Source organism: Pedobacter frigoris, assembly GCF_005116445.1.
GTDB lineage: Bacteria > Bacteroidota > Bacteroidia > Sphingobacteriales > Sphingobacteriaceae > Pedobacter > Pedobacter frigoris.
Genome location: NZ_SWBQ01000001.1, coordinates 1,452,327 through 1,477,733, shown reverse-complemented (window position 1 = coordinate 1,477,733; position 25,407 = coordinate 1,452,327). Strand labels below are relative to the sequence as shown.

General features: G+C 37.4%; 29 protein-coding genes. 16 read left to right on the top strand and 13 right to left on the bottom strand.

Annotated elements, in window-relative coordinates:
• Positions 1–318 (top strand): RteC domain-containing protein (locus FA047_RS06410; RefSeq protein ID WP_449415934.1); only part of this gene is annotated, 318 nt, incomplete at its 5' end.
• Positions 319–398: 80 nt separating this feature from the next.
• Here the strand turns inward: FA047_RS06410 and FA047_RS06405 are convergent.
• From FA047_RS06405 to FA047_RS06395, 3 genes are all read right to left on the bottom strand, one after another.
• Positions 399–572 carry a hypothetical protein gene (locus FA047_RS06405; RefSeq protein WP_205943250.1) on the bottom strand — a complete coding sequence of 58 codons (174 nt, stop codon included), beginning with the start codon at positions 570–572 and terminating at the stop codon, positions 399–401.
• Between the two features lie 69 nt (positions 573–641).
• Positions 642–1,079 carry a DUF1896 domain-containing protein gene (locus FA047_RS06400; protein ID WP_136835113.1) on the bottom strand — a complete coding sequence of 146 codons (438 nt, stop codon included), beginning with the start codon at positions 1,077–1,079 and terminating at the stop codon, positions 642–644.
• A gap of 110 nt (positions 1,080–1,189) precedes the next feature.
• Entirely contained in the window at positions 1,190–1,789 is a 600-nt protein-coding gene (locus FA047_RS06395; protein ID WP_225872646.1) for an MT-A70 family methyltransferase, read from the bottom strand.
• A gap of 219 nt (positions 1,790–2,008) precedes the next feature.
• Between FA047_RS06395 and FA047_RS06390 the strand changes: the two genes are divergently transcribed.
• The 5 genes from FA047_RS06390 (at position 2,009) to FA047_RS06370 (ending at position 5,628) form a co-directional block, all read left to right on the top strand.
• Positions 2,009–2,791 (top strand): helix-turn-helix domain-containing protein, encoded by a 783-nt coding sequence (locus FA047_RS06390; RefSeq protein WP_136835112.1) that lies wholly within the window; start codon positions 2,009–2,011, stop codon positions 2,789–2,791.
• 47 nt (positions 2,792–2,838) lie between these two features.
• The gene (locus FA047_RS06385; RefSeq protein WP_205943249.1) at positions 2,839–3,714 is read left to right on the top strand and encodes a carboxymuconolactone decarboxylase family protein; all 876 of its coding nucleotides are present in this window, start codon (positions 2,839–2,841) and stop codon (positions 3,712–3,714) included.
• Positions 3,715–3,940: 226 nt separating this feature from the next.
• Positions 3,941–4,660 (top strand): helix-turn-helix transcriptional regulator, encoded by a 720-nt coding sequence (locus FA047_RS06380; RefSeq protein ID WP_136835111.1) that lies wholly within the window; start codon positions 3,941–3,943, stop codon positions 4,658–4,660.
• Positions 4,661–4,711: 51 nt separating this feature from the next.
• Positions 4,712–5,260 (top strand): GyrI-like domain-containing protein, encoded by a 549-nt coding sequence (locus tag FA047_RS06375; RefSeq protein WP_136835110.1) that lies wholly within the window; start codon positions 4,712–4,714, stop codon positions 5,258–5,260.
• Positions 5,257–5,628 (top strand): DUF1801 domain-containing protein, encoded by a 372-nt coding sequence (locus FA047_RS06370; RefSeq protein ID WP_136835109.1) that lies wholly within the window; start codon positions 5,257–5,259, stop codon positions 5,626–5,628. The genes FA047_RS06375 and FA047_RS06370 overlap by 4 nt, the downstream gene beginning before the upstream one ends.
• 44 nt (positions 5,629–5,672) lie before the next feature.
• On the opposite strand, the gene FA047_RS06365 is transcribed toward FA047_RS06370, so the two are convergent.
• The 6 genes from FA047_RS06365 to FA047_RS06340 form a co-directional block, all read right to left on the bottom strand.
• The gene (locus FA047_RS06365; RefSeq protein WP_136835108.1) at positions 5,673–6,560 is read right to left on the bottom strand and encodes an ORF6N domain-containing protein; all 888 of its coding nucleotides are present in this window, start codon (positions 6,558–6,560) and stop codon (positions 5,673–5,675) included.
• Positions 6,560–8,644: a type IA DNA topoisomerase gene (locus FA047_RS06360; protein ID WP_136835107.1), complete on the bottom strand. Its 2,085-nt coding sequence runs from the start codon at positions 8,642–8,644 to the stop codon at positions 6,560–6,562. Before FA047_RS06360 ends, FA047_RS06365 begins: the two co-directional genes overlap by 1 nt.
• Before the next feature lie 6 nt (positions 8,645–8,650).
• Positions 8,651–10,084 carry a DUF3945 domain-containing protein gene (locus FA047_RS06355; protein ID WP_136835106.1) on the bottom strand — a complete coding sequence of 478 codons (1,434 nt, stop codon included), beginning with the start codon at positions 10,082–10,084 and terminating at the stop codon, positions 8,651–8,653.
• A gap of 84 nt (positions 10,085–10,168) precedes the next feature.
• The gene (locus FA047_RS06350) at positions 10,169–10,477 is read right to left on the bottom strand and encodes a helix-turn-helix domain-containing protein (protein ID WP_136835105.1); all 309 of its coding nucleotides are present in this window, start codon (positions 10,475–10,477) and stop codon (positions 10,169–10,171) included.
• Between the two features lie 24 nt (positions 10,478–10,501).
• Entirely contained in the window at positions 10,502–10,855 is a 354-nt protein-coding gene (locus tag FA047_RS06345) for a helix-turn-helix domain-containing protein (protein ID WP_136835104.1), read from the bottom strand.
• Positions 10,856–11,094: 239 nt separating this feature from the next.
• Positions 11,095–11,940 (bottom strand): RteC domain-containing protein, encoded by an 846-nt coding sequence (locus tag FA047_RS06340; protein WP_136835103.1) that lies wholly within the window; start codon positions 11,938–11,940, stop codon positions 11,095–11,097.
• A 374-nt stretch (positions 11,941–12,314) separates the two neighbouring features.
• Here FA047_RS06340 and FA047_RS06335 point away from each other — a divergent pair, with 374 nt between their 5' ends.
• Positions 12,315–12,839 carry a hypothetical protein gene (locus FA047_RS06335; protein ID WP_169304327.1) on the top strand — a complete coding sequence of 175 codons (525 nt, stop codon included), beginning with the start codon at positions 12,315–12,317 and terminating at the stop codon, positions 12,837–12,839.
• A 71-nt stretch (positions 12,840–12,910) separates the two neighbouring features.
• Here FA047_RS06335 and FA047_RS06330 read toward each other — a convergent pair whose 3' ends face one another.
• Complete coding sequence (locus tag FA047_RS06330) at positions 12,911–13,564, bottom strand: DUF2625 domain-containing protein (RefSeq protein WP_136835101.1); 654 nt, start codon at positions 13,562–13,564, stop codon at positions 12,911–12,913.
• Positions 13,565–13,802: 238 nt separating this feature from the next.
• On the opposite strand from FA047_RS06330, the gene FA047_RS06325 reads away from it, so the two are divergent.
• The 7 genes from FA047_RS06325 to FA047_RS06295 all read left to right on the top strand — a co-directional run bounded on the left by FA047_RS06325 (position 13,803) and on the right by FA047_RS06295 (position 18,305).
• On the top strand, positions 13,803–14,276 hold the full coding sequence (locus FA047_RS06325) for an SRPBCC family protein (RefSeq protein ID WP_136835100.1): 474 nt from the start codon (positions 13,803–13,805) through the stop codon (positions 14,274–14,276).
• 34 nt (positions 14,277–14,310) lie between these two features.
• A complete protein-coding gene (locus FA047_RS06320) occupies positions 14,311–14,748 on the top strand; it encodes a hypothetical protein (RefSeq protein ID WP_136835099.1) in 438 nt (145 codons plus the stop codon).
• Between the two features lie 190 nt (positions 14,749–14,938).
• The gene (locus FA047_RS06315; RefSeq protein ID WP_136835098.1) at positions 14,939–15,460 is read left to right on the top strand and encodes a TlpA family protein disulfide reductase; all 522 of its coding nucleotides are present in this window, start codon (positions 14,939–14,941) and stop codon (positions 15,458–15,460) included.
• 16 nt (positions 15,461–15,476) lie between these two features.
• Positions 15,477–16,424, top strand: coding sequence for a hypothetical protein (locus FA047_RS06310; protein ID WP_136835097.1), 948 nt, complete (start codon positions 15,477–15,479; stop codon positions 16,422–16,424).
• Between the two features lie 83 nt (positions 16,425–16,507).
• Complete coding sequence (locus FA047_RS06305) at positions 16,508–17,128, top strand: hypothetical protein (protein WP_136835096.1); 621 nt, start codon at positions 16,508–16,510, stop codon at positions 17,126–17,128.
• A 57-nt stretch (positions 17,129–17,185) separates the two neighbouring features.
• Positions 17,186–17,650: a response regulator transcription factor gene (locus FA047_RS06300; protein ID WP_225872645.1), complete on the top strand. Its 465-nt coding sequence runs from the start codon at positions 17,186–17,188 to the stop codon at positions 17,648–17,650.
• Positions 17,651–17,765: 115 nt separating this feature from the next.
• The gene (locus FA047_RS06295) at positions 17,766–18,305 is read left to right on the top strand and encodes a DUF4199 domain-containing protein (protein ID WP_136835095.1); all 540 of its coding nucleotides are present in this window, start codon (positions 17,766–17,768) and stop codon (positions 18,303–18,305) included.
• Between the two features lie 82 nt (positions 18,306–18,387).
• On the opposite strand, the gene FA047_RS06290 is transcribed toward FA047_RS06295, so the two are convergent.
• Positions 18,388–18,822, bottom strand: coding sequence for a hypothetical protein (locus FA047_RS06290; protein WP_136835094.1), 435 nt, complete (start codon positions 18,820–18,822; stop codon positions 18,388–18,390).
• A gap of 26 nt (positions 18,823–18,848) precedes the next feature.
• Positions 18,849–19,958, bottom strand: coding sequence for a DUF6794 domain-containing protein (locus tag FA047_RS06285; RefSeq protein ID WP_136835093.1), 1,110 nt, complete (start codon positions 19,956–19,958; stop codon positions 18,849–18,851).
• A gap of 459 nt (positions 19,959–20,417) precedes the next feature.
• Between FA047_RS06285 and FA047_RS06275 the strand changes: the two genes are divergently transcribed.
• Both FA047_RS06275 and FA047_RS06270 read left to right on the top strand, forming a co-directional pair.
• Complete coding sequence (locus FA047_RS06275; RefSeq protein ID WP_136835092.1) at positions 20,418–22,205, top strand: phospholipase D-like domain-containing protein; 1,788 nt, start codon at positions 20,418–20,420, stop codon at positions 22,203–22,205.
• A 118-nt stretch (positions 22,206–22,323) separates the two neighbouring features.
• The gene (locus FA047_RS06270; protein ID WP_136835091.1) at positions 22,324–22,737 is read left to right on the top strand and encodes a DUF3592 domain-containing protein; all 414 of its coding nucleotides are present in this window, start codon (positions 22,324–22,326) and stop codon (positions 22,735–22,737) included.
• A gap of 188 nt (positions 22,738–22,925) precedes the next feature.
• Here FA047_RS06270 and FA047_RS06265 read toward each other — a convergent pair whose 3' ends face one another.
• On the bottom strand, positions 22,926–25,319 hold the full coding sequence (locus tag FA047_RS06265) for a UvrD-helicase domain-containing protein (RefSeq protein WP_169304326.1): 2,394 nt from the start codon (positions 25,317–25,319) through the stop codon (positions 22,926–22,928).
• Positions 25,320–25,407: the final 88 nt, after the last annotated feature.

The following is a 25,407-nucleotide window of genomic DNA, read 5'->3' as shown; positions in this document are numbered from 1 at the left end:
TATTTTGAGGCAGATCATCGCTTTTCCACTTCCCACGATTACAAGGTCGCAAAAATTATAGCCAACGACCTGATACAAGTTTATATCGAAGACAAACTAAATAATAACAATCAAAAAAAGGCATCTGATAACTCTGCTCTTAATTGGACGGGAAGCAAGACTGCATTAACAGAACTGGTTTATGCATTACATTCACAAGGTGTTTTTGATAATGGAAATGCGGACATTAAAGTTATTGCTAAAGCCCTTGAACTTGCCTTTAATGTTAGTTTAGGAAATTTCTATCACACTTATTTGGACTTAAAAGCCGAAAAATGAACAGAACGAAATTCCTTGACTGCCTACGTGATGCACTAATCAGTAAAATGGATGAAAAGGAAGAAAAGTAATAACCTTTCTTATAATATACCACAAGGTAAATGAATACCTTTTGTCCGTACAATATTCTCCGAATTGTTTGGGGTTTGTTTCTGCTTTTCTGCTTTTTCCAGTGGTTCTTCTTTAGTTTCTGGCGTGATGGATAACTGTATTTTCCTTTCAACAGCAGCCAGTTCCGTTTTCAGTTCGCTCAATCTGTTTTCTTTAGACCAAGTTTAAAAGCAATTCGTAGGGTATCAATGTTCTGTTGGAGATGTTGCTTTTTACTGAAGCCCATTTTTCTCAATCCATATTGCGATGGTTCCGGTCAGTTCAGTATAGAGCAAGTCGAAATCAGTATTATAAGCGAAGTCATCAGTTAATTCATAGCCAGCGAAAATCGGCTCACAAATCGGCAATATTTTCAGAGCGAATGGTCGCAGTTCCTCATCTGCCATTATGGTATCAAACTCATTGCAAACCACTTGAAAAACGGTATCGAATTTGGAAAAATGCAAGCCTTCAAAAAGTATGTAATTGGCTATTTCATTGCATTTTTCAATGTCATTGCTCGATTGAAAAGCACCTTCGTAAGCATTGGTAGCCCAAGAAGAACGTTGTTCAATAAATTTTTGGTCGTTTGCTTTTTCGGGAAAGCTGTTATTTAATAATTCTTGTAGTCGTAACCTGAAATACGATAGGTCTTTTTGTTGTGTTTCCATACTATATTTTGTTTATAATTTTACTTGAAGCCTAAAATTAGAACAGGTTGATAATTCCTTTAAAAAAGTGGTGGGGTTTGGCTTTGAGAGGATGGATTTGGCGTTTCGGGTTATTTGGGAATTTCTATTGAATTATTCACCTCATTGCCGAATACGTCCCATCCCTCAAAAGTGTTTTCGCTATCATACGCTGTTGGACTTTGCCTTGCAAATAGTTCCAGTCTGGCTACATCGCCGAACAGGCGAACAATACGTTTCCTGATTTCATCAGGTTTCTCTGAATGTCTTGCACGGGGAGATATGAGTACCTGTGGAACATCTTTTGCGTGCCGGGTAAGTGGTTTTCCTTTAGTAAACAGCAATACTATTTCTGCATTTGCTCTGGTGTAATATCCCATTCCAACAAAAATTCTCTCGTTATTCATATTCGTTTTTATCCACGTAAATGCAACTGCTTTGTAGGTAAAGCCCCAAGTTCTCCCAAGTTCTAGTGCTTGTTCCAGACAAGGAAAAGTAGCCCACATCAGCAAAACGCAATCGGGCTTACATAATGCCGGTATATTCATATCTTTTAAATATGCTGCACTTTGGGTCTGATAGTGGGTTTCCGCACTACGCTCGGCTCCTTTCTTGCTCCAAACTTTGTATTGCCACGGAGGGTCTGCATAAATGATGTCGTATTTTTTTGCTTCATTCATTTCTAATTCCATCTGATTTGTAATTTTTACTTGCAATGGCTAAAGTATCGAACAGAAGAAGTGGAGTTGCTAAAGTGGCAGGGTTTGGCCTTGAGAGGTGGGATTTGGCGGAATTATAAATACAAGGGTATAAATTTTGTATTTTCGTAGTTGAAAATCCGACAGTATAGATTAGACACAAATTGCATTTAATTTTGTACTATTGGTTATTGCAACGGATGCTTTCTAAAAATGAAAATTTATCAAATCAGCGACATTATTCCTGAACTTACTAAACCGACAGCATATTATGTTGGAGTTTTTGAAGATACTCCTGACCCTGACATTGAATGGCCACACAGACACGGTTTTTACTCGTTGGTATGGTTTACGCAAGGAAACGGAATAAACGTAATTGACTTTGACGAATACGAGATCCGACCAAACCGAATTTTCACCATTAACCCAAAACAAATTCACAATTGGAATTATTCGGTTGACAGTTGTGGATACTTTTTACTCATTGAAGAACATCTTGCCAAGCATCTTAACATCGACTTTTCCTTACCTTTAGTTGATTTAAAAACGGATGATATTCAATTTGTCAAAGAAATATTTAAGCGGATGTCGTTGGATAGCAACCAACTGAACGCTATTCCTTACCTTATCTTGCTTTTATCAACATCTGAAACGCCTCGTAAACAACTAAGCGATACGATTACTCAATTCAAGAAATGGATAACTGAAAATTCCAATGAAAATTTCACTATTGAACAGTATGCAGAAAAACTAAAAATTTCGACTGAAACCCTAAACCAATTGTGTAAAGGTGAAACAGGATTGACTGCCAAACAACTTCAATTGGATTTGAAAATAACGGAAGCCAAAAGACTTTTGCTTTATTCATCATTAAATACAAGCGAAATAGCTTTTAAACTCGGCTTTGAAGACAACTCTTATTTTTCAAGAATTTTCAAAAAGAAAACCAATATTTCACCTGCAAATTTTCGGGAAAAGTACCTAAAAACCCGATAGAAGTCCTAACAACATAGCTTGTTTTCCGACTAATTTTGTCCGATAAAATGAAAGTAACTATAATCATTTCGTTTTTGCTTTTAATGACTGTAAAAGTAAACGGACAAATAAAGTCTTCGGAAAATATGAAATCAGAAAGGTTTAAGACAGGTTGGGGAAAGCTCAAAGAAATTGACGGAGAAGCAGGCGAAAAAGTAATCGAAAGTCTGAAAGAAATTTCACCTGATTTAGGAACTTACATTATCGAATATGCTTTCGGAGACATCTATTCAAGAGACGGGCTTGACCTGAAATCCAAAGAAATAGCTGTTGTTGCCGCATTGACAGCAATGGGAAACGCACAGCCACAGCTGAAAGTCCACATAAATGGAGCGTTAAATACAGGAAGCAGTATCAACGAAGTGAAAGAAGTGATTTTACAAATGTCCGTTTATTCAGGTTTTCCAAGTTCCATCAATGCAATGAACGCTTTAAAAGAAGTTTTGGCAGAAAGGAAAAAACACGGAATTAAAGACGAAATCGGCAAAACAGCAACAAAAACCAATCAACCAAACCGTTTAAAATATGGCGAACAAGAATTGTCTAAATTGGATAGTCTTCAAGTCGAACGATTAAAAATGGCTTACAATGATTTTTCACCCGAATTGGTAAAATTCACGCTTGAGTATGGTTATGCTGACATTTTTTCAAGAGATAATTTGAACGAAAAGTACCGACAAATTGCAACAATTTCAGCATTGACAGCATTAGGAACTGCACAACCACAACTGAAATTTCATATCAACGCAGGTCTGAACATCGGACTTACCGAAACCGAAATCAAAGAGATTATGCTTTTGATGACAGTTTATTCAGGCTTTCCATCAGCCATAAATGGTACAAATACACTAAAGGAAGTATTGGCAGAGCGTATAAGAAATTAAAAGAATTTAGAAAAGCATCTACTAAAACTTAAAATAATAAAACCACCAAAATCAGGCGGTTTATTATTTGTTCAAAATTTGAAGCATCCTTCCAACCTCAAGAAAATCGCTCGGAAATCCTCAAAGTGGTAGGGTTTGGCTTTGAAAGGATGGATTTGGCTTGTGTTTATAAAATGCTGGAGAAATTAATTTGTATTTTTGTAATTATTTTTTTATAGGCTGAAAAATGAATGAAAATGACACTAAACGACTTTCAAGACTGACTGCAATTCTGACACAATTGCAAACAAAACGACTATTGACAGCTACGGAATTAGCTGAAAAATTTTCAATTAGTAAACGGACAATTTATCGAGACATTAAAGCATTGGAACAATCGGGCGTTCCCATTCTGACAGAAGACGGAAAAGGCTACACTTTAATGGACGGTTATAGAATTCCACCTGTAATGTTTACCGAAAGCGAAGCCAACGCCTTGATTACAGCCGAGCAATTGGTTTTGAAAAACAAAGACGCATCTTTAGTAAAAGACTATACTGAAGCAATCAGTAAAATCAAATCTGTATTACGAAACAATACAAAAGACAAAGCTAATTTGCTTTCCAATCGAATTATATCGGGACAAAATACCGAAAACGAACGCACAAGTAGTAATTTGTCCACACTTCAATTAGCCTTGACAAATTTTAATCTTGTTAAAATAAAATATTATTCGCCAGATAATAACCAAACAACGGAAAGAACCGTGGAACCTTTTGCGATTTACACTTCGCAAGAAAATTGGTTGCTTATTGCACTTTGTAGGCTAAGAAATGATTATAGGGCATTTCGTTTAGATAGAATTGAAAGTTTGTTGGTACAAAACAACAGGTTTGAGCCTCATAAAATAACCTTTGAGGAGTATTTTGATATTTGCAGAAAAAAATGTTCGGTACCCTTGACATAGGGTTGTCGCAGGTGCATTTTAAATTTGCAACATATTTAAAACAAAATGATAATGAAAAAATTCAAAACCTTAATTCTTTTTGCAATAATCTTATTCTCATTTAAAGCTCAATCTCAAACAAATACCTTAAAAACAATGAACAATCAAACTATTCAAAAATTTTACGTAATCGGAATTTCTACAAGAACAACAAATGAAAATGGGCAATCTGCCAAAGACATCGAAGCATTGTGGGGCAAATTTTGGAGAGAAGAAATTCAAAAACAAATCCCTAATAAAATTAGTGATGAAATATATGCAGTCTATACTGATTATGAAAGTGATTTTACTGGTCCTTATTCTACAATTGTAGGATTACCAGTAAGTTCGTTAGAAAATATTCCAAAAGGATTTGTCGGGATAACTATTGAAACTACAGCATATCAAAAATTTGTTTCTAAAGGTAAAATGCCGGAAGCAGTTTTCAACACTTGGCTGGAAATATGGGGTAATAAGGAGTTAAACTTAAAACGTGCCTACCAAGCAGATTTTACCATTCACGGAAAAAAATATTATGATGGAGACAATGCAGAGGTAGAGACTTTTGTATCTGTAAAATGAACGCATTAGAAAACTATTATGGACAACACGAAGAGCCGACAAGAAGTTGTTTGTTGGCTCTTCGTACTATTATTTTAAATCAAGACAACGATATTTCTGCAACGTGGAAATATAGAATGCCATTTTTTTGCTACAAAGGAAAAATGTTTTGCTATTTGTGGGTTCACAAAAAACATAAACAACCTTACATCGGAATTGTGGAAAGAAAACGGTTTGGCGAACCGTTTTTAATTCAGGAAGACAGAAGCAGAATGAAAATTATGTTGTTTGACCCAAACGAAGATTTACCAATACAGACAATAGAAGCTATTCTACAAAAAGCAATTAATCTTTATAAAACAGGAATAACAAAACTGAAAACTAAATGATATACAGAAGAGGTTGAAATTTAGAAAAGCATCATTTAGAGAGTTTATATATCGTTCAAAATTTGTAACATCCTTCCAACCTCCATATCCATTCTCGAAAAGGCAAACCATTTTTTGCCCAGGTCTTTGAGGGATGCTCCAATATGGTAAAGTTCCGTATCGTCAATAATCAAAAAGCGGTCGTGAGCATCCGAGAAAATCTCGATTTCAATGGCAGAATATTGGCTGTTGTATCGTTGTAAATCCAGCCTTAACTGATTGCTGATAGTTTTGGTGTAAATGGTTGCGGTTACATCATTATTCCGTTTGCCCAACAAAGTAAGAACCGTATCGTCAACATAATTATCCAACAAAATAATAGAGGTTTTAGCATTTCGGATAATATCAGAAACAAAAGTGTAGGCATCAAAAACTTGTCCATTGTAAAAAATACCTTTTTCGCTGTGGAGCTTATCGCTTTCCAAAGCCTTAAAAATCTCTTCAAATTTTTGGTCGGCTTCCAATTGTTTAATTTCAATTTTATCCAAACGATGAAATAAAGAAGCGTTGCTGATAATTATTCTACGCATTTCTACAAAGGCATTCATAATCTCAATGCTGACCTTTATAGCTACATCGCTCCGCAATATGGCAGAAAGCATTGCGATACCTTGTTCGCCGAAAACGTAGGGTGAATAACGTCTTCCACCATAATTTAAACTTGAGGTCACAAATTGTGACCTCAAGTTGATGATATCAAATTCATCTTGTGTCAATTGAAAACGGAAATTTTCGGGAAAACGCTCTGCATTTCGTTTTACCGCTTGATTGAAAACTTTGGTTTCTACCTGATAAATTCCTGCGAGGTCACTATCAAGCATCACTTGTTGCCCTCTAATGCTATAAATTCGATTTTCAATTTCCTTGCTGTTAATGATGGGTTTATTTTCCATTACTTTTTGTAGCTTTTGTTTTTTTCAAACTCAAATGAGGTTTTATAATCCTCATTCAACACGATATAAGCATCGAATTTCTTACCTGCTTTGCTCTTCATTCCTTTGATAAGTGAAGTTTTTCCTTTGCTCACAAGGCTTTCAATATCGGTTATTCCGATTTGTACGCCACACACATTGCGGAACTGTACCCAATTGCAAACCTCATCAGGACATTTGACAATTTTATCACGGATAATGAGTTGTTGGGTTTTACATTTCGGACAAACCAGCTTTGGCAGATTGTTTTGGGCAATGGAAGTTTGTAGTAATTCATTGGTAATTGATGAAGCGTAGTTTTCCATCTCTTTTTGAAATGCTTCTGCATCTGCTTCATTGTTTTCGATTTTTTGCAAAGCCAATTCCCATTCGGCTGTCATCGCTACGTCTGCAATTTTCTGGTTTTTAACCAATTCATAAACGTGTAATCCCTTTTCAGTTGGTATTAAAGATTTCTTTTCCCTTTGGATATAATTTCGGGTAAACAAAGTTTCTATTATGGCTGCTCTTGTTGCGGGTGTACCGATGCCGATATTTTGTATAGCTTTCCGTTCGTCTTCATTTTCGATTTCCTTTCCGGCACTTTCCATAGCCGATAAAAGTCCTGCTTCGGTATAAAGCACAGGTGGTTTGGTTTTCTTTTCGAGAACGGTGGCTTCTTTTATTTTGAGTTCATCGCCCTTGTTTAGTTCGGGCAAATCCTGTAAAACTTCGGTGTCATCATCAGAGAAATTACCTTTAATAGAACGCCAACCAGCTTCCAAAATTTTACAGCCTTTTGCCGTAAAATCATAATATAATGCTTGTGTGCAAACATCAGTTACCTCTTTGATACAAGCTTGCGAAAGTGCTTCAAGTAAGCGAAAGGCAATCATATCATAAACGGCATTTTCTTTAGCAGATAATGCGGATGGGATTTTATCTGTAACCAATAATCCGTGATGGTCGGTAACACGCAAATCGTTCACAATTCGTTTATTGAAACGTCCCCATTTTATTTTTGATAGGGCTTGTTTGCAGTTTTCTCTGTCCTGTAAAGCTCTCACAAGATTGGGGATTTCTGCCCACATATCTTCAGGAATGTATTTGCTCCCAGTTCGTGGATAAGTTATAAACTTCTTTTCGTAAAGGCTTTGGGCAATATTGAGGGTTTCTTCGGCAGACAAATTCAGTTTTTTGTTCGCTTCTTTTTGTAAGCCAGTAAGGTCAAACAGCAAAGGCGGTTGTTCTGTTACATTTTTGATTTCAACTGATACAATTGTTGCTGTTCCGCTTCGTTGAATGGCTTTCAGGGTATCATAGGCAAGTTTTGGGTCTTCCCATTTTGTTTTGGAAATGCTTTTAAAATCTATTGATGCTTTGTTGTGCAATAGCTGTATCTGCCAATATTTTTTTATAGAGAAATTTTTGTTTTCCAAATAGCGTTTGCAAATCAAAGCTAATGTTGGCGTTTGCACTCTTCCGAGCGAGTAAATACCATTTCCTGCGGCAATGCTCAATGCCTGTGTAGCATTGATGCCCACAAGCCAATCTGCACGGCTTCTGCCTTGTGCAGATTGAAATAATCCGTCAAATTCTTTTCCGCTTTTAAGATTTTCAAATCCTTGTTTGATGGCTTTTTCGGTTAATGAACTTATCCAAAGGCGTTCAAAGGGTTTGTTGCATTTCAGGTATTCGTAAATGTATCGAAATATCAATTCGCCTTCACGTCCCGCATCGGTAGCTACAATAATGCTATCGCTCTTATTAAAAAGTTGTTCAATAACCTTTAATTGCTTTAAAGCACCAGTATCGACTGAGTAACCTTTGTCCTTTTTGACTTTCCTGACGGTCAGTAAAAAAGGGTTTGGCAATATTGGTAATGCTGTTTTGTCAAATCCCGAAATACCGTAATCTTCCGGCATTCCCAATCCTATTAAATGACCGAATGCCCACGTAACAGAATAGCCATTTCCTGTAAGGTAGCCGTCTTTTTTATCGTATGCTCCCAACAAGCTGGCTATTTCCCTTGCTACGCTTGGTTTTTCTGCAATGATTGTTTTCATACTTGATTATCTTTTTACGCCTTTGGATTTGGCAGGATTTTTGGGTTTTTCTTGTTGTTCCTGCTGTTGCTTGTTTTTTGGTGTTTGTTGCCCCGATTTCAAAGGCTCGTTTATTTTTTTTGTGGCTTCGTTGGTTTTTCCCTCAGAATTAACGGCGGTTTGTGTTTTATGGGCTTCGGTAGGTTTTATCCTTTCCTTGTATTGATTGGGAAATTCAAAATTGGTTTTTGCATTTTCTTGGTTGAAAGTGATATAACCTTGATACGGTTGCCCTTTTTTATCCATCAATCCGTCAATATAGATCGTTTGACCGTTTTTGAAATCCTTATGTTGTTCATCGGTCAGTTCCTTTCCTCTGAATGTTTTTGGAGCTTCCTGCGCTTGGTTTTGCTGATTATTCTGTCCGTTGTTCTGCTTTTGCTGGTTGGTATTACTTCTGTCAAACAGAAATTCAACATAACGTTTGTCTGCATTGAACTGAACCGTTGCCGAAAACTCCGTTCCCTTAGTGGAAATCATACCTTCTAAAGAAAGTGGTTTGCCTTCCATTAAAGTTTGCTTTTGGGCATCATCGAGTTTCACACCCTTAATTTCATCAGGAATTTTTATGAATTCTGTTCGTAAGGCAACCAACTCATTGGTCAATCTGTCCACGCTGATGATTGAAGGCATCATTTCGCCAGTTTTAGAATTTTTCAAATCAACCACACGTCCCATATTTCCTTTTTTGAGCAGGTTTTTCTTGTCTTCGTCTGTAAATTTGTGTCCGAAAAATTCAAAGTTGAGGTTGGGTTCTTTACGGATACCATTCAATGCCGGAACGACACGGCCGTCTTCAGTAGTTTGTAACGACAATCGGACATCTGTACGCAGAATGGCAGTGCCGAAATTAACACTTACAGCTATCAATTCATTGGTTTTGTAGCCTTTCAATAGCGGTTCAAGGAGGTTTCTTTTTTCGAGGTATTCCTTACTTAATCCGAGATTGTTCATCGTGTCCCAATCAATCTGTTCCGGCTTGTAGCGATATTCGCTGGCTTCTGGTGTTGTTTGTGCTTTTTCCATTTTATTTTGATTTTCTGTTTTTATTTCGTGTTCTTTCATTATTTTTTCGCCTTCTGGAGTTGGTTTATCAACCTGCATTTGCATTTGCTCTGCTTTTTCAACAGCAAGAGGAGCAGGTACTTTGAAGAATGAAAAATTGGTTGGGTTCTTCAGTTGGCTGAAAAAATTGGAGAAAAAGTTGGAAAATAAATCGCCACTCTTGTCCACACGCATAAATTGGTTTTGATTTTTCTTCGTAGGTTCAACAGTTTCCATTTTCCCGTTTTCGTCAATATTCTTTACAGCTTGGATTTTCATTTTTTCTTTATCCAACACTAATAATATGTCCGATAATTGTTCGGGTATTTCCTGCTTATTTGCTGTTTCTTCGCTCATAATCTGAAAAATTTAAAATTCGCTATCGAAAGTAAAACAAGCATTTATCGCATTGCCCGAAGTGGTACTCAAAGGCAGTGTTTGTCACTCGTTGGCGTTCAGTTTAGTTATTGGCGGATTAAAGCTTTCACGTATAAATTGATGCACATCAGATAGTTTGTAATACAATTTTCCGCTAATCGTATAATAGGGCAGTTTCCCAATGGAACGATACCGTTGAAGTGAACGGTTGCTGATTTTGAGCATTTGAAGCAAATCCTGATTATCCAACAATTCCTCGCCATCTAGACTGTTGCGTTTCTTTTGCAACTCATCTATATTATCTCCCAGCATATCAAGGCGACCTATTAAGCGTTCCATCCAAGCCAGAAATTCCATTCTGTCAATATTCATAAGGATATTTTTAAGGGTTCATACCTATTTTTTATCTGTCTTTAGCTTTCTGCCTTTTTCGATATAACTTTTACCTTTTGCCATAAGTTCCTGTACAAATTCATTGCTGCTTAGTATTGCATTGGCGTTCAGCATATCCTTAATTGCCCCAATGGTGTAGAAATATTGACCGTAGATTTTTGAATAAGCAATCTCGCCTTTGGTACGCATTCGCCATAAAGTCTTTTCGCTGATGTGCAGGTATTGGCATACCTCGTGGTTGTTGAGCCACAGGTCATCATAGCTTTTATCTTCCAATCTTTTAAGATAATCGGCAATGGCATTGATACGGCTGTTTAGCTGTTGCCACGCTTCTTCTTCAATGGTTATTATTTTCATTGCACAGGTTTTTAATGTTCACTATGCAAAGTTGCAAAGGGTGGCAGTGTTTGTCTGCCAAGCCTTGCCAATTGGTTTTTCTGTTTTTTGAAAATTTTTAAAATCAATTAAAACCTTTGATTAATAAGGGTTTTCAAGATTTGGGATCTTTTATAATGGAGTTTTGCCAATTGGCAGATATGGGCAAAGAAAAAGCAGTACATTTTGGGTACTGCTTTGAAATTATTGTCCTGAAGTGGTTAAAGGTCTTTATCCATATATTCTTCGAGAGATAATTTGAGTTGGTCTAAAAATGCAGTTCGGGAGCCAGCCCTTGTTTTCATCCGATGGAAAGAGTGGTGTATATCATTTAAAGGAGTTCGGAATAACACCTGAAAAATCAATGCTAATTTTCGGATGCCTATTTTTCCGTGTGAAATAGAATTTGAAGCATACAAAGCATATATCAGTTCAATAAGTGCATTTTGAGAATTTGTCCAAGAAATATCTTTTTTCGCTTCTCCATTTAGTAATATATTATCAGGATTTTCTTCGGGATTGATTTTGGTAAGAATATAAGAGTAAAGTAGTTCATTCGCTACAATGTGGGCTATTTTATTATCATAATATGTTGAAAAACTAATGTCGATTTCAAATACGCCACTTGTTAATCCATCGTGATAATTGATTTGTCCGAGCCTGAAATAAGTATGGTCACGGTCTGTTCTGTCTGCACGGTAATACCTGTAAAAATCCTCATTACAAATGCTTTCTTTATATTCCGATTTGAGGGTTTTTAATAAGTTCTCGAAGTAACTTTGATGTATTTTACCTTTGCTCACTGGGCAAGTAGTTTCAATACGGAAGACTTTGTTATAGTAAATGAGTTTCCCTAAGATTTGCGGTTTAATATTCTTGAAAAAGTAAATCTCTTGCTGTCCATCTGTAAATCCAGTTTGTGAAATTTTTGTTTTTATGGAACACAACATTTCCTTTAGGAACAAAGTCATTTGATATGCTTCTTCGGATGTTCGCATCATTTGAGAAGAAAGCTTGTCTTCCTGATGGCGAATTTGCAATAATATTTTACTCAACACAATTTCCATAGCTCAATCTTTTAGAGGTTATTACTAATTGCTTCGGAGTTACCTTTATAGTTGGTACGACAAATTTTGGAAATTAAATTGAAACAAAAACCACAGTTCCCCCCATATTGGGAAAGATTTTTTTAACGGGAGCATCTAAATTGAAAATATAAGAACGAAAAAAAGGGTAAAGTATATTAAGACTTCACCCTTTTATTTATTAAATTTGCACTAATGATTTACAAGGTAATCAAATGAAAGCAAGTGCAATAAGCACCATTACTAAATCGTTACCGATAGAGTTTTCTCCTCTTGTAAACTACTGTTTATTAACCGCTTTAGGGTTAATTAATCTTTTTTATATAAAAAGTTTATTAAGATTTCTATATTTAGATATGCAATATATCAAGCGCTCGATATTGTTTACTTTACTGGTCTTAGCAAGTGTAACTCCGTTGAAGTTATCCGCTCAAAGCACACCTGTTGGGGAGTATCGTTTATCCAATAGTTCCCTTGAACTCAACGCCGATTCCACCTTTACCTTTCGCTGGGGAGTGTGCTTAACGCATAGGTGGTCAAGTGGAAAGTGGCGCATAAACAATGACACCATTTATTTTAAGGTAGTTCCGATATATGATACGGTTACTTATTCAGATAATCGGATCAAAGTGAACCATACCTTTCTTTCAGAATATGGGGAATCTGGACACACATATCTGCCTATTTCAGCTTATCATTTTATCGAACCGAAGCGTTGGTCAACGCAGGAAGAAGATCACTTTCCGAAGAAACTCTTTTTTCAAAAGAATAAATTATATGCAATAGCGAACGATAAGCGTTTGATCAGAAAAAAAGAAGGTGGTTCTTTATGGAGGAAGGGATATCCAACATGGTATACGAAGGGAATGCCGAAGCTTTGACTTTACATAAGCTGCTTGTTGAACGAAGAATAACTGCTAACATTTATTTAGTGTTCCCTAACCTTAATGATTCAGTCAGTGTCAAGTTGCTTCTTAGCATCCATATTGAACAGATACTGCTCCTCGACTGAAATTACTTTCTTTGAGGACTTATTTATATCTTTTCCTTCCTTGGTCCAAAGAAAAGGATAAAAATTAAATACCTGATCTCCGTTTATTTTCGACACATCTGCCCTCCAGTTTTTCCATCTTAATCCATCATAAAATTTTTCAAGATCACCATTTAGACAAAATTCCAGGAATTCAGAATAGCCACGGTCAAGCGCTTCATAAGTAAGGTTATCAGGAGCTAAATAATAGATCTTTCCTAAATCTGACCCTAGTCCGCCACCATTTAATATAAAAAAGCCGCCAATGACATCATCAGCGATCAATAAGGAGTTTTTTAACTTACCCTCATTCCAGGAAGGTAATGATCTCGGTAATTTCTCATGACCAGATCCTAAAATCCTTATCCAGCCATTGTCAATCAATAGACCGCCTGAATGATAAACGATTGCGCCCATGATAGATCGTGTTGTTACTTGCGTGTGCAATAAGGCTTTATTGGCTTTTGAAGTATCAACCGCTAAGACTTCAACTTTATTCTTTGCAGATTTAATCCAATCCTGCACGATTGGCCAGCCAGAGTCTTCATTATTAATAAGTTCATCCAAAACCCTCATTTTATTTTGCGAAAATGTAGGTGTATACAATAAAAATAAAAAGAGAGTTGCAATGACACGAATGTTCATAATTTTTCCATCTGAGGTTGAGTCAGAGAATCTGGGAATGGCATCGTTTTAAAATAGAGCATTAGATGAATTATTATACAGAACGAAGTTATAAAAAAAATAACGATCGCATTGGCATATAAGCTTCTTTAATATCCTAATTTATCAGAAATGATTCCTTTATTTGTATATGCCTGTTATTCGATTAGAAACCTTCATTGATGCACCAAAACAAACGGTGTTTGATCTCGCAAGAAGTATCGATCTTCACCAGGTCTCGACAGCTCATACCAATGAGAAAGCTGTAGCGGGTAAAACTTCCGGATTGATTGAGTTGAACGAATGGGTCACCTGGGAAGCACGGCATTTCGGGATTGTCCAAAAGCTGACTTCGAAAATCACCGCGATGAATGCTCCTGATTATTTTGTCGATGAAATGGTCTCAGGAGCTTTTAAGTCATTCAGACATGAGCATGTTTTTGAAGCAAGGGGAGATGGTACTTTAATGATTGACGTGTTCACATACATTTCACCATTAGGGGTTTTCGGTAAATTGGCTGATCAGCTATTTCTTGAAAAGTATATGAGCACGCTGCTGGTCCAAAGAAATAAAGTGGTAAAGGAATACGCAGAAAAAAGAGAGCTAAACAAAGCAGAAAAATAAAATTTATGAAGATTTAACATACTATTAAGCTACAATGCACAGAAGCCTAATCATACTGACAATCTTTCTACTTGGGTGTTCTACTCCTTCGAGATTGTTGACAATAAATCCAATTGCAAACAACAATAAAGACGTATTCATACTTTCAACATTAATTCGTGATCATTTGAGGCAAACCAATGGTCGAGAGTTTAGCCTTTTTGAGCTACATAAAAATGACCCGTTAAAAAGGATTTCAAATAATTTTGATCTGATTGAGATGAAGGCTAAAGGAGGCTATATTTCAATTTATTTTAAATTTTCAAAGTCAAGAGACGAAAGTGAAATTGAATTTTCAGATCAAGAAAAAGAAATGCTTGTTCGGAACAATTGGACTGAGAAGCGATTTGGCGAAAACTATGACGGTGAAATTCGGTTCGACTATGGCGAACGTTTTTATCGGATAAAAAGATTAGTACTGAAAAGAGAATAGCACAACAAATTAATAAAGCTGCTCAGTATTGGATTGTGCTTCCGAACTAAGTGCTGCTGTGATCAGTGTGAATGAGAGTATTAATTTTTTGATCATAATGTTTGAGTATAAGGTGTTTAAATGTAATATATGAAAAAATGGTGTAGTTGCTTTACGAAACCAGATGTAAAAAAAATCTTTATCTTTAGTTATGAAAACATTAAAACTATTAGTGCTTATTGCCTTACTTCCGATTGCAGTTCTAGCGCAGACTGACTCTACTACGCTCACAAAAGTAGGGGATAAACTACCTGATTTCTCTTTTGAAATTGAGAAAGGCAAAACGGTGAGCATTGCAGACTATAAAGGCAAACTGGTATTAATTAACTTTTTCGCCACCTGGTGCGGACCCTGCAATGCTGAATTGCCCCTGGTACAGGAAAAGATCTGGAATAAATATAAAAGCAATCCTAAGTTTGCGTTCCTGATTTTTGGCCGTGAAGAGGGCTGGGATATTCTTGATCCTTTCAAACTGAAAAAAGGATTCACTTTTCCAATGCTTCCGGATTTGAAACGCAACATCTTTAAACTATTTGCTACACAGTCCATTCCCCGCAATGTTATTGCTGACGAAAATGGTAAGATCATTTATCAGTCGATTGGATTCAACGAAAAGGAATTCGACGAAATGGTTACGTTGATAGAAGAGAGAATGAATAAACTCTCGAAATAATCTGTCATCACGCTCCATGAAATCTTTGCATAATTTTGTTATCATTTGCCTCACTGCGATATCGATAGTCGCGCCAACAGTGAATGGCTATGCCCAAACCAGAACGGACTCCCAGCCGAAAGAGCAGGTAATAAGGATAAAGGGGAAAGGAAATGCCATGGACACGGTTATCAGGAGAAAAGCAGAGCTGTCGGTACCTAAAAGCTTCCGTAGTAATTACACAAGGGATGAATCGGTAGTACAGGTATTAAGGCCACGCTTGGTTCAGCAGATTGTAGATCCAGGCAACCATTCGCATCCCATTTATCTGGAGCACATGGCGGACGGTCGTCAAAAATTGCCGGAAGTCAAACAGGGACTTCTACGCGCTATTGAAACAGATAGTAGCAAAAGAAGACACATGGCTATACAAAATATTGCTGATGAGGCTGATCTTAATGCGATCACCTTTATGCATATACCCGTATATTACCTGACGCCCAATGTTGTCTTCTATCAAGATGGAGAGAATGTTGCCAAATATTATAACCTCGCGACCGGTGCGTTGAAATATCTGATGTTGAGGAATAACACTTTGATCGGCTATTTAAGCTTTATTAATGGCAAAAGTTACGTTGCGTGGATGCCCGGTTTTACCACGGGAGGCTATGATCAGATCGAGAAATTAGGTAAAAATCCGGTTGTTTTGGATCTCGGTATTGGAACATTGGAACAGAAAAAAATGAGTGGGGGCATCAATTTGTTCGGGTACATGGAGCAGGGTCAGTTGATTTACTCTTCATGTGACGAAGCGGCTATTCGATTAATACCCACGGATGCAATCATAATAAATCCCGACACTTATTATCGTAAATACTATGCTCTTGAAACCGCTGAATCATTTTTATTCGGAAGGGAACGCGGGGGGCTGCCCACCATACAACGTTGGTTGGAAGATGCGGTTAATAAATTGAATAAAAGGTAACGAACCCTTATTAATTATACAGGATCTAAGCAAAAGTGATCAGCGTAGCCATATTTCTCAATCATTTTGAAAGTGGCTCTTAGATGATTACATTATCTTATGATTTTAGACTGACCGATACAAAAATGAGAAAATTATTAACTTTATTCTTTTTCCTAATTCTTGCCTTACAGATTTCTTGCCAGTCACCGGATATGCAAGTTGTATTTCAAACTGACAAGCAAGATTCAGCAACAGGTCTGGGTGAACCATTTAAATTTTTTCTCAAAAAGCATGTGAAAAATGCTGATTTCAATAATTCGAAACTTGGTAGTATAGATGATAATATTGAAAACGAACGTACTCTAAAAAATCTAATGCCAATATTTGATGCAGTGCCGGGCAAGTTTAATTACTACCAATTCATTGCAACTTTTAAAGGAGATGCATACAACTACGGTGGTCCGCTATTGGTTAAGGAGTTCCATGACATATTGATAATTAAAACCAATAATGACAATAAAATCATTGATTCATATTGGTATACTCTGGAATGGGCTGAGGTGCCACTCCAATATGATTTGTTTAGAAGTTCAGTAAAAAATCTCAAATTATCTGAAGGCTTATCTACTACACAGTTGAAGTTTAAGCGCGAATATGACTCTTCTGATAGTAATAAGGATATAAAGGAAAATGGATTAATATATCTTCTCGATAGGAAATAATCACTTTACTACGATTGTTATTTATCTTATTTTTGATCTTCATATAAATTAAAACTCTTGAAATTCATTATACGCAACCGGTCTATACTATTATACGGAGCATCGCTGGCTGTGTTGTTGTTGATCATGAAATGGCTGGAGTGGCGTCTGATTATAATCGACCATACTTTTGAACTGTATGCCGGGGCCGTTGCTGTATTATTTACTGCACTGGGTATCTGGCTGTCAAACAAACTCACTCGACCCAAAACCAATACGATAATAGTAGAGAAGGAGGTAGTAGTTGAAGCCGGCGATTTTATATTGAATGAAGTAGAGCTTACCCGCCTGGGACTGACTAGCAGAGAAATGGAAGTATTGCAATCTATAGCAGATGGACTAAGTAATCAGCAAATTGCCGAACGCTTGTTTTTATCGTTGAACACCATCAAAACGCATTCGTCAAAACTCTTTGAAAAACTGGAAGTACAACGCCGTACCCAGGCTGTTGAAAAGGCCAGAAAGTTGAAAATTATACCGTAGTGTTTCTCACCTTTTAGTATTAGAAAGCCTATTTTTATTAAAATCATACTAAAGTATGAGGCAAAAAATAAGTGGAAAGCTCAACTTTGAAGCCTAAACTTTAATTCAAATCGACATGAAAAGAAATGTACTTGTTTACGGACTAATATCAGGTATCTGTGTGGCTACCTTTATGGTTGCCTCTATCGCGTATTGTTATAATAAAGATTCCTTTGAAGGGAGCATGCTGCTTGGCTACGCAGCCATGCTGCTGTCTTTTTCGCTCATATTTGTAGGCGTGAAGAACTACAGAGACAAATTTAACGGTGGTGTAATCACGTTTGGCAAGGCTTTTTTGATGTCCTTATACATGGCGCTCATTGCCTCAACGCTGTATGTTGCCGGCTGGATGATAGCGTATTATAATTTCTTCCCTGATTTCATTGATAAATTAGCCGCCTACCAGTTGAGCTCTGCAAAAACAAGTCAAATGAGTGCTGAGCAGGTAACAGCTGTCCGCCAACAAATTGATATGTTTAGAGAGTGGTATAGCAGTTGGATTGGCGTAGCAGGAGCCACCTACATGGAAATATTGCCGGTTGGACTATTGGTATCTATAATTACAGCGCTGGTGCTAAAGCGAAAAACGCCGAAGGGTGATTCTATTCCGTCCTGAGTGTTGGACAATCGTCTGGGTCAATAGTCTTTAACTTGTCGTCTTTGCAATTGAGTTTGATTTATATCTAGTTCAGTTGTTCTTACTTGCGATTAAATTTTAAAGTCTTCAGGGCTTTAATTAAAAGCTGTTCATTGGCTGATGTGAGATTCTGGCCATTAAGTTGAAATCTGTCTCTATCACCGTAGGAGTCACCGAGGCTCTCAATGTACACACCAGTCATTCCCTTCCCTGAAATTTTCGGTCTGACTATTTTAGCTTTCTTATTGTCAATGGTCAGATATTCGTAGGTTTGGTCATCGCCATCCAAATTATTAGAATATGCTCCAAGATCAAATTCTGCACTTTCATGGTCATTAATTTTAATTCTTCCTACGTAGCTATCAATTCCCCTCAATTTAACTTGCTGCCAATGATTTGGAACTTCAATTGTAAAATCTCCGAAGTCGAGTAATTTAGTCTCCTTTGGAGAACAAGAAATCAGAAGTAATGCTAGGATGCTGAGTAGACGTATCATCGTATAAATAAGTTCATATTAAGAAATTACAGGTTATCCCAATCTAAATAACTACTCCAATATTCTTTTCCAAGTTTAATACGCAGAATCAATCTTTTTTTTGGTTTTTCCATCACTTTTGTTTTCTGGTTGAATATCATGAGGTTTTCATTATCATAATAGATAATTCCTTTTGGATCACAGCTCTTAATTACTTTTACTTTAATTAGAAAATCCTTTTCATTTTTTGCGGTAACTATTCCCTTTGCTATACAATCGTCGTCGTCATATAAATCTTCCTGTTTTTCACTTACGAATCCGTGTTTATAACGAAATAATAGGGTATCTCCAAGTTTATAAGACTCATACCGCTCTTTCTTTTGTTTCAAAGCAATACTATCGGCGTTTTTATGGGATTCCCGGATAGCTTCCAATTGCTGTTGTAAGTCAATGCTTTTGTTATTGAGCTTTCGATGATACGAAGTCAAGATTACCCCCGACATTTCATCAGGATGATCAATGCCTAAATTGTTGAAATAGGCACTAAGACGGGAACCTCCCCAAAGACCCCAATTGTTTCTCACCCACATCCCAAAACCCAAATGTGCCCTTGCTCCAAAGATATCTTCAGCCCATTGTCTAACGTTGTTTCTGGTGCTGTCAGGCCAAAACGAATTGATTTGTAAAAAGCATTCCTCCAAGTCTTTTGGGATATACACACCGTTTAAACTATCGGTACTATATCTAATTGCATTTTCAGCCTCGAGCTTTCTTTCCTGCTGTTTATAACTAATAAATACTTCTTTTTCAGTTATATGATTTGAAAGTATGTGGTTCCTGAATGCTGTTAATATTAGCTCTTTCTGATAATTATTAATGCCTCTACTTTCTATATAGTTAATCAATTTCGGGCTTTCGTCATCTCCATATAGCCAATCAAACAGCACTTTAAAGCTTTTCCCCGTCGGGTACACTAACTTTTTTAGCTCATTTGGTTCGGTTTGTTTAATGAGCGCTTTTAAACTGTCAGGGCATTCCAGCTCCAGATATGCTACCGCTTGCTTCACATTCTTCGGCAATTTTTTGCTTTGAGCCAAAGAGAAACTTGACAATAATAATAAAAATGCCAGGCAGTGATTTGATAATGTCCAATTCATATTTGATAGAGAGCCGGTTAATTCAATATATAAAGTTATTCATTTTATTGTATTAATAGTTCGTGTTGGAGGATTTAGCAAACCCTTCTGATAACAAAAAACGATGTATAATTTTTAATTATCGCATTACTGCTAGATAATATTTTATGTCATATTCCTTATCCTCGGTCTTTTGACATTTGGATATTTCCTCTTTAGTTTAGCTTATGAGCTTTTGATGATGGGCAAATAGGGTGGACGCCTAAAAAGCTGGTTAAGAGAAGACGGTGGTATTCTACTTTTGATGTCCGGAGAAAAGATACCCATTTCTAAAACCAACAAAGACATGGTGAGAGAAGCTTTGCAAAAGCTTTAGCTGACTGCGTCATAGATGATAATCTTAATAAGATTTTAACTGAGATTTTAATTTGTTTAACTATCTTTATTACAAATAGTTAACGTTAATCTAAATTACATCTCATGAGGGCTAAATCAGATCTCGTTTCCGGATACACTGTATACGCGATATCCGGCGTCAACACCATTTCTTTTGCTATTGATTTCAGACAGGCAGATACTGCCGGACTGCTTGGTTTTGCCGTCGAGCGGCTAGATCAGCAGTCGGGCAACAGGCGGTATATCAAAGGGTACAAAGTATTCAAAGAAATTATTCCAGATCCCAATGAAGATACGGTGGTGAGTACTGAGGATCACCCGGTACAGAGTTTTGTATGGGACGATTTTACCTGTAAGGACAATTCCAGGTATACCTATTGGTTTCATCCGATTAAGGGAACACCAAATGCGCTGGACAGATCTGCCGATCCTATTGCACTGGAGATCAGCACCGAGCCACTTTTCAGCGATCAGGAACACGACGTCTTTTTTAACAGGGGAGTGGCCAGTAGTCAGGCATACCGAATAAGGTTCAATAACCTAGGGCCAAAAGATATTCAGGACCCGGTTAAAAAGCAGGAAGCCCTCGACTGGCTCAGCAGAGAATTGGATGAGGCGATGTTTGCCTTTGTAGATAGATGTGTAGAAGGGGATAAGCTTTATTGCTGCTTTTACGAATTCAGGTATCGCCCGCTTCTGGATAAGCTAAAATTGGCACTGGATAGAAGAGTTAAGGTCAAGATCATCATTGATGCTAAAGATAATTCGAGTTATGATACTAAAAAACAGAAAGACGTAGAGGCTTTCCCCTGGAGAGACAATATCCGTTTTATAGAGGCTGCGGGAATTCCTATGTCGGCGATTATTGAACGCAAGGCCAACAAAAGTAATATCCAGCACAACAAGTTTATGGTCTACAAGCCCATTGGAGCAGTTGCCAAGGAGGTATGGACCGGATCTACAAATATTTCCGATGGTGGGATTCACGGGCAGACAAACGTTGGCCACTGGGTCAGGAATGAAGCTGTTGCGGAAAAGTTCTTAGCCTATTGGAATATACTGTCTGCCGATCCAGGTGCGCAAGCAGGAGACGATAAGAACACCGGCATGGCCAAAAACAAAGAGTTAAAGCTTGCGGTGGAGGATCTTCAGCCAAATTTCAGATACACCCGTCTGGAGGATATTGCGGAGGGCATAACCACAGTATTTAGTCCACGCCGTGGACCAGATGTGTTGGAAAGTTATGTGAAAATGCTAGATAGTGCGCGAAGTGTTTCCTGCATTACGCTTGCCTTTGGTATCAATAAGTTGTTCAAAGAAGCCGTATTGGACAACGATGCTACTTCGGCGGTTACTTTTTTCTTGTTGGAAAAAGAGGATGCTCCGACAGAAAAGAACAAATCAACATTTGTGAAGATCGGATACAGACAGAATGTTTATCAGGCCTTTGGAAACTATCTAAAGGACTCCCTTTATCAGTGGGCAAAGGAGATCTCTCCGCAGAAATTGGGGGTGAACAAACATGTTTCTTACATTCACTCTAAGTTTTTGCTGGTTGATCCTTTGAGTAGTGATCCGCTGGTAGTTACTGGCTCTGCAAATTTTAGTACGGCATCTACGAATAGTAACGATGAAAACATGCTCGTCATCCGTGGGAATATGCGCGTTGCAGATATCTATTTTACCGAATACAATCGAATCTTCAACCATTATTATTTTAGGTCGGTCTATAACAAGGTTAAGAAAAATGCAGCTTCTAAAAGTCAGAGCCCATTTTTGGACACGAGTGGGGCTTGGCTGGAGAAATATGAGTCGGGTACTTTTAGGTATAAACGAGTAATGGCGTATGCAACTATGCAGGGGTTTGGTTAGGAACACAAATTGATTTAACAACAAATTTCTATATTAGAATCAAATTAAGGCTACGAAAACTATATAAATATTTTATAGCCGATAACTACAATTTATTGTAATACATTGAATTAAAGCTATGGAATTGCAGAATTTGATAATCGGTTTAACCGGAGTGATTTTTTTGGTATTTTATTTGGCACAGTCAGTCAAAACTAAGCTCTATAGGAAACAAGCTGTAAAAACTGAGGGTGTTGTGACTGATTTGGTTATAGGCGGACATACTCGTCCGCTTTGCTATCACCCAATAGTTAAATTTAAGTTGACTGATGGGTTTTATGTTTCGCATCAAAATTCATTTGGTAGTTCACCTTCGCTATTTAAACAAGGCGAGATTGTAGAATTACTTTATCTTCCGGAAAATCCAGCGGAGTTTATTATACTCAGTAAAAATCCTCAAAAATTTTATGTCATATTCCTTATCCTCGGTCTTTTGACATTTGGATATTTCCTCTTTAATTTAGTTAATGAGCTGTTGATGATAGGTAAATAGGGAACTCACCCAAGTATCTGAAAATCAAAATGCGAGTTGAGATGACGCGGGGCGTTTAGATACTCGAATCCTTTGTTGCTAGCGATAGTAATTAGCGGGCCAATGTTATCTTTAAATTTCGTCTTGAGCACATGGGTATCTAAGTGAGCGTAAATCCGTTAAGTTGCGGATGAAGGATGTATAAAAACTTACCCTGCGATTGGAGTTGTATATCTACAAGAAGGATAGTTGCTGCAGCCGATAAATTTTTCTTCTTTCCCTTTTCTTTCCATAAGGATTCCACTGCATTCGGGACATAATTGATTACTTCTGCCGGAATGAGATACTACTCTGTCTGCAATGAGCTGATCTATAAACTTGCTCGGTGAAAATTGGTTGTACAATAAAAATACTTTATGTCGTGCTCTGGTCAAGGCTACATAGAACAATCTTCGCTCTTCTGCATTTTCAAAATCATCGCCTTCGTGAAGCAGATAACTTAAAATCGGATCATCAGCCATCTCAGAAGGAAAACCGTAAACACCAGAATCCAAGTCCATAAGGATTGCATAGTCACAGGTTAATCCCTTAGCGCTATGCGCCGTGAAATAGGAGATAGTGTGGCTGGTGTATTTTTTCTGAAGTTCATTTAGGTCAGGTGGCATATTGTGCTTGTACCTACCTATAATGAATATTTTTGCTGATTGTTTTTGGAGGCTGATTCTGGAAATTATTTCATTCAGCATGTCCCATTTAAATAATGCCTGACTGGCTGCTGATCCGTAGACGGAAATCGGGCAGAGTTCGAATGAAGGATGTAAGGCCTCCATTTCTGAAGAAAGAGATTTCGTAAGCTGGGCTGGGTTTTTCTGAATAAACCCGCTGCTTAACTCGAGTATTTCGCGATTGAACCGGTATGTTTTGAGTACCTCGGAATTTGCGCTCACACCGAAATGTGATGAGAATTCAGTAATTATGGAAATATCACTTCCAGTAAAACGAAATATGGATTGCCAATCATCTCCAACTGCATAAAGTTTAGCTGACGGGTTAGCTTTTTTTAATGCTTTGAGCAATCCGTATCTCCCCAGTGACATATCCTGAAACTCATCTACTAGTATATATTTGTATTTTTTATCATATTCACTCGAACTAATTCGATGGGCGGCAGAATTGATCATATCACTGAAATCAATGCTGTGATTGGCTATGAGCTTCTGCTCATACCTTTGATATAGGGGCGTAAATACATCCAAAAATACTCGAAGCCTCTGATCGCCACTAAACTGTTTAAAGTTCTCCGGACTGGCATTATTTGACTTCATCAACTGTAGAAATGTATAAACCAATCCTATAAAGTTCTCGTAGTGCTCAGTTTCTTTAATGGCAGGGAGTATATCCTCTGCTTTCATCGGCTTAAACTCAACTCCAAGATTTTCAAGCTGCTGCTTCAAATATAACAACAGTCTCCCTCTTTTTGCCTGAAAGGAGTAAGTCTTGATGAGTCTGGTCTCGTACTTTGCATGAATGCTTTCTTTCCACTGTATGCCATTATGATATTGATCCCTCGCGTTCTGAAAAGGTGGTTTGTATCCAAACCAATCTGGTACATCGCCATTCTCATCGATTCCGTAATGCTCATGGTATATTTCATAATCAGGTAGGTAAAAGTCCGGTGCGTAGCTCTGGTATTGTGGATTAAGATCCTCCCTCATCAAGGGAAAATTCTGCTCATAGATAAAGGAAATTCCATTAAGTAATAGGAAGTTCGCAATCTGTAGTTCCTGATGGCTTTTAACTTTTATACCATTGAGCGAGACGTATTTATGTGCTCGTTCATGTTTGAGATACTCATTTCTGGTTTTGAACTCACTTTCATCTACAAATGGTCTATCAAATAAGGTAATAAAGTTTGTGGCTTTTTTTGAGAAGTCCTTATCATTGAGGAAGAGATCATCAAAGCTATCCTGAAGGAATGCCTTGCAAGCATACTCATCGTCGAAAGCTAATTTAATAGGATAATCCGTGCAGGATCTGCAGACCATATTACCAAATCCATTAAAGGTACGAACCGTGATTTTTTCTACATCCGGATGCCATGCGCAGAACTCAATTGTTCTATTGTACATCTCCTTTACTGCATTTTGGGTAAAGGAAATGATAAGCATCTCTTCTGGACCGGCCAGTCCTTTTTCTAAGATGTAGGCAACCTTTGCACTGATGGTGGTCGTTTTTCCTGTTCCTGCGCCGGCGATGACCAGGTTATTGTCCTCGTCCGTAACTACTGCTCGCATCTGATCCACAGAGAGTGGATACTCTTCAAGGCAAGAGAAAAACTCAGTATACTTTTTAATCTCATGGGGAACAAAGCGCTCGTTGTATTCCGCGCGGTGGGCGGGGAGATTGTCAATTATATTGACGAATGTTGATACTTTTTCTGATTCCTGGGGTTCGAGTCCAATGGACTTAAATCCTGAAGGTATTGTTTTGCGAAGAGTCGAAAATTTTATATCGAAGGCCTGCATTGAAAAGTTAGAGAAATAATAATCTAAGTTTGTAAGCTCGGAGAATTCCTCAATTCCGAATTCTATTTCGCCAAGCATCTTTCTGATTTTCGTTCTTTTTCTCTTATCGTAAATCCAAACCTTATACAGATAAATCAAGCCAATTATGCTTATGATACATAGTATT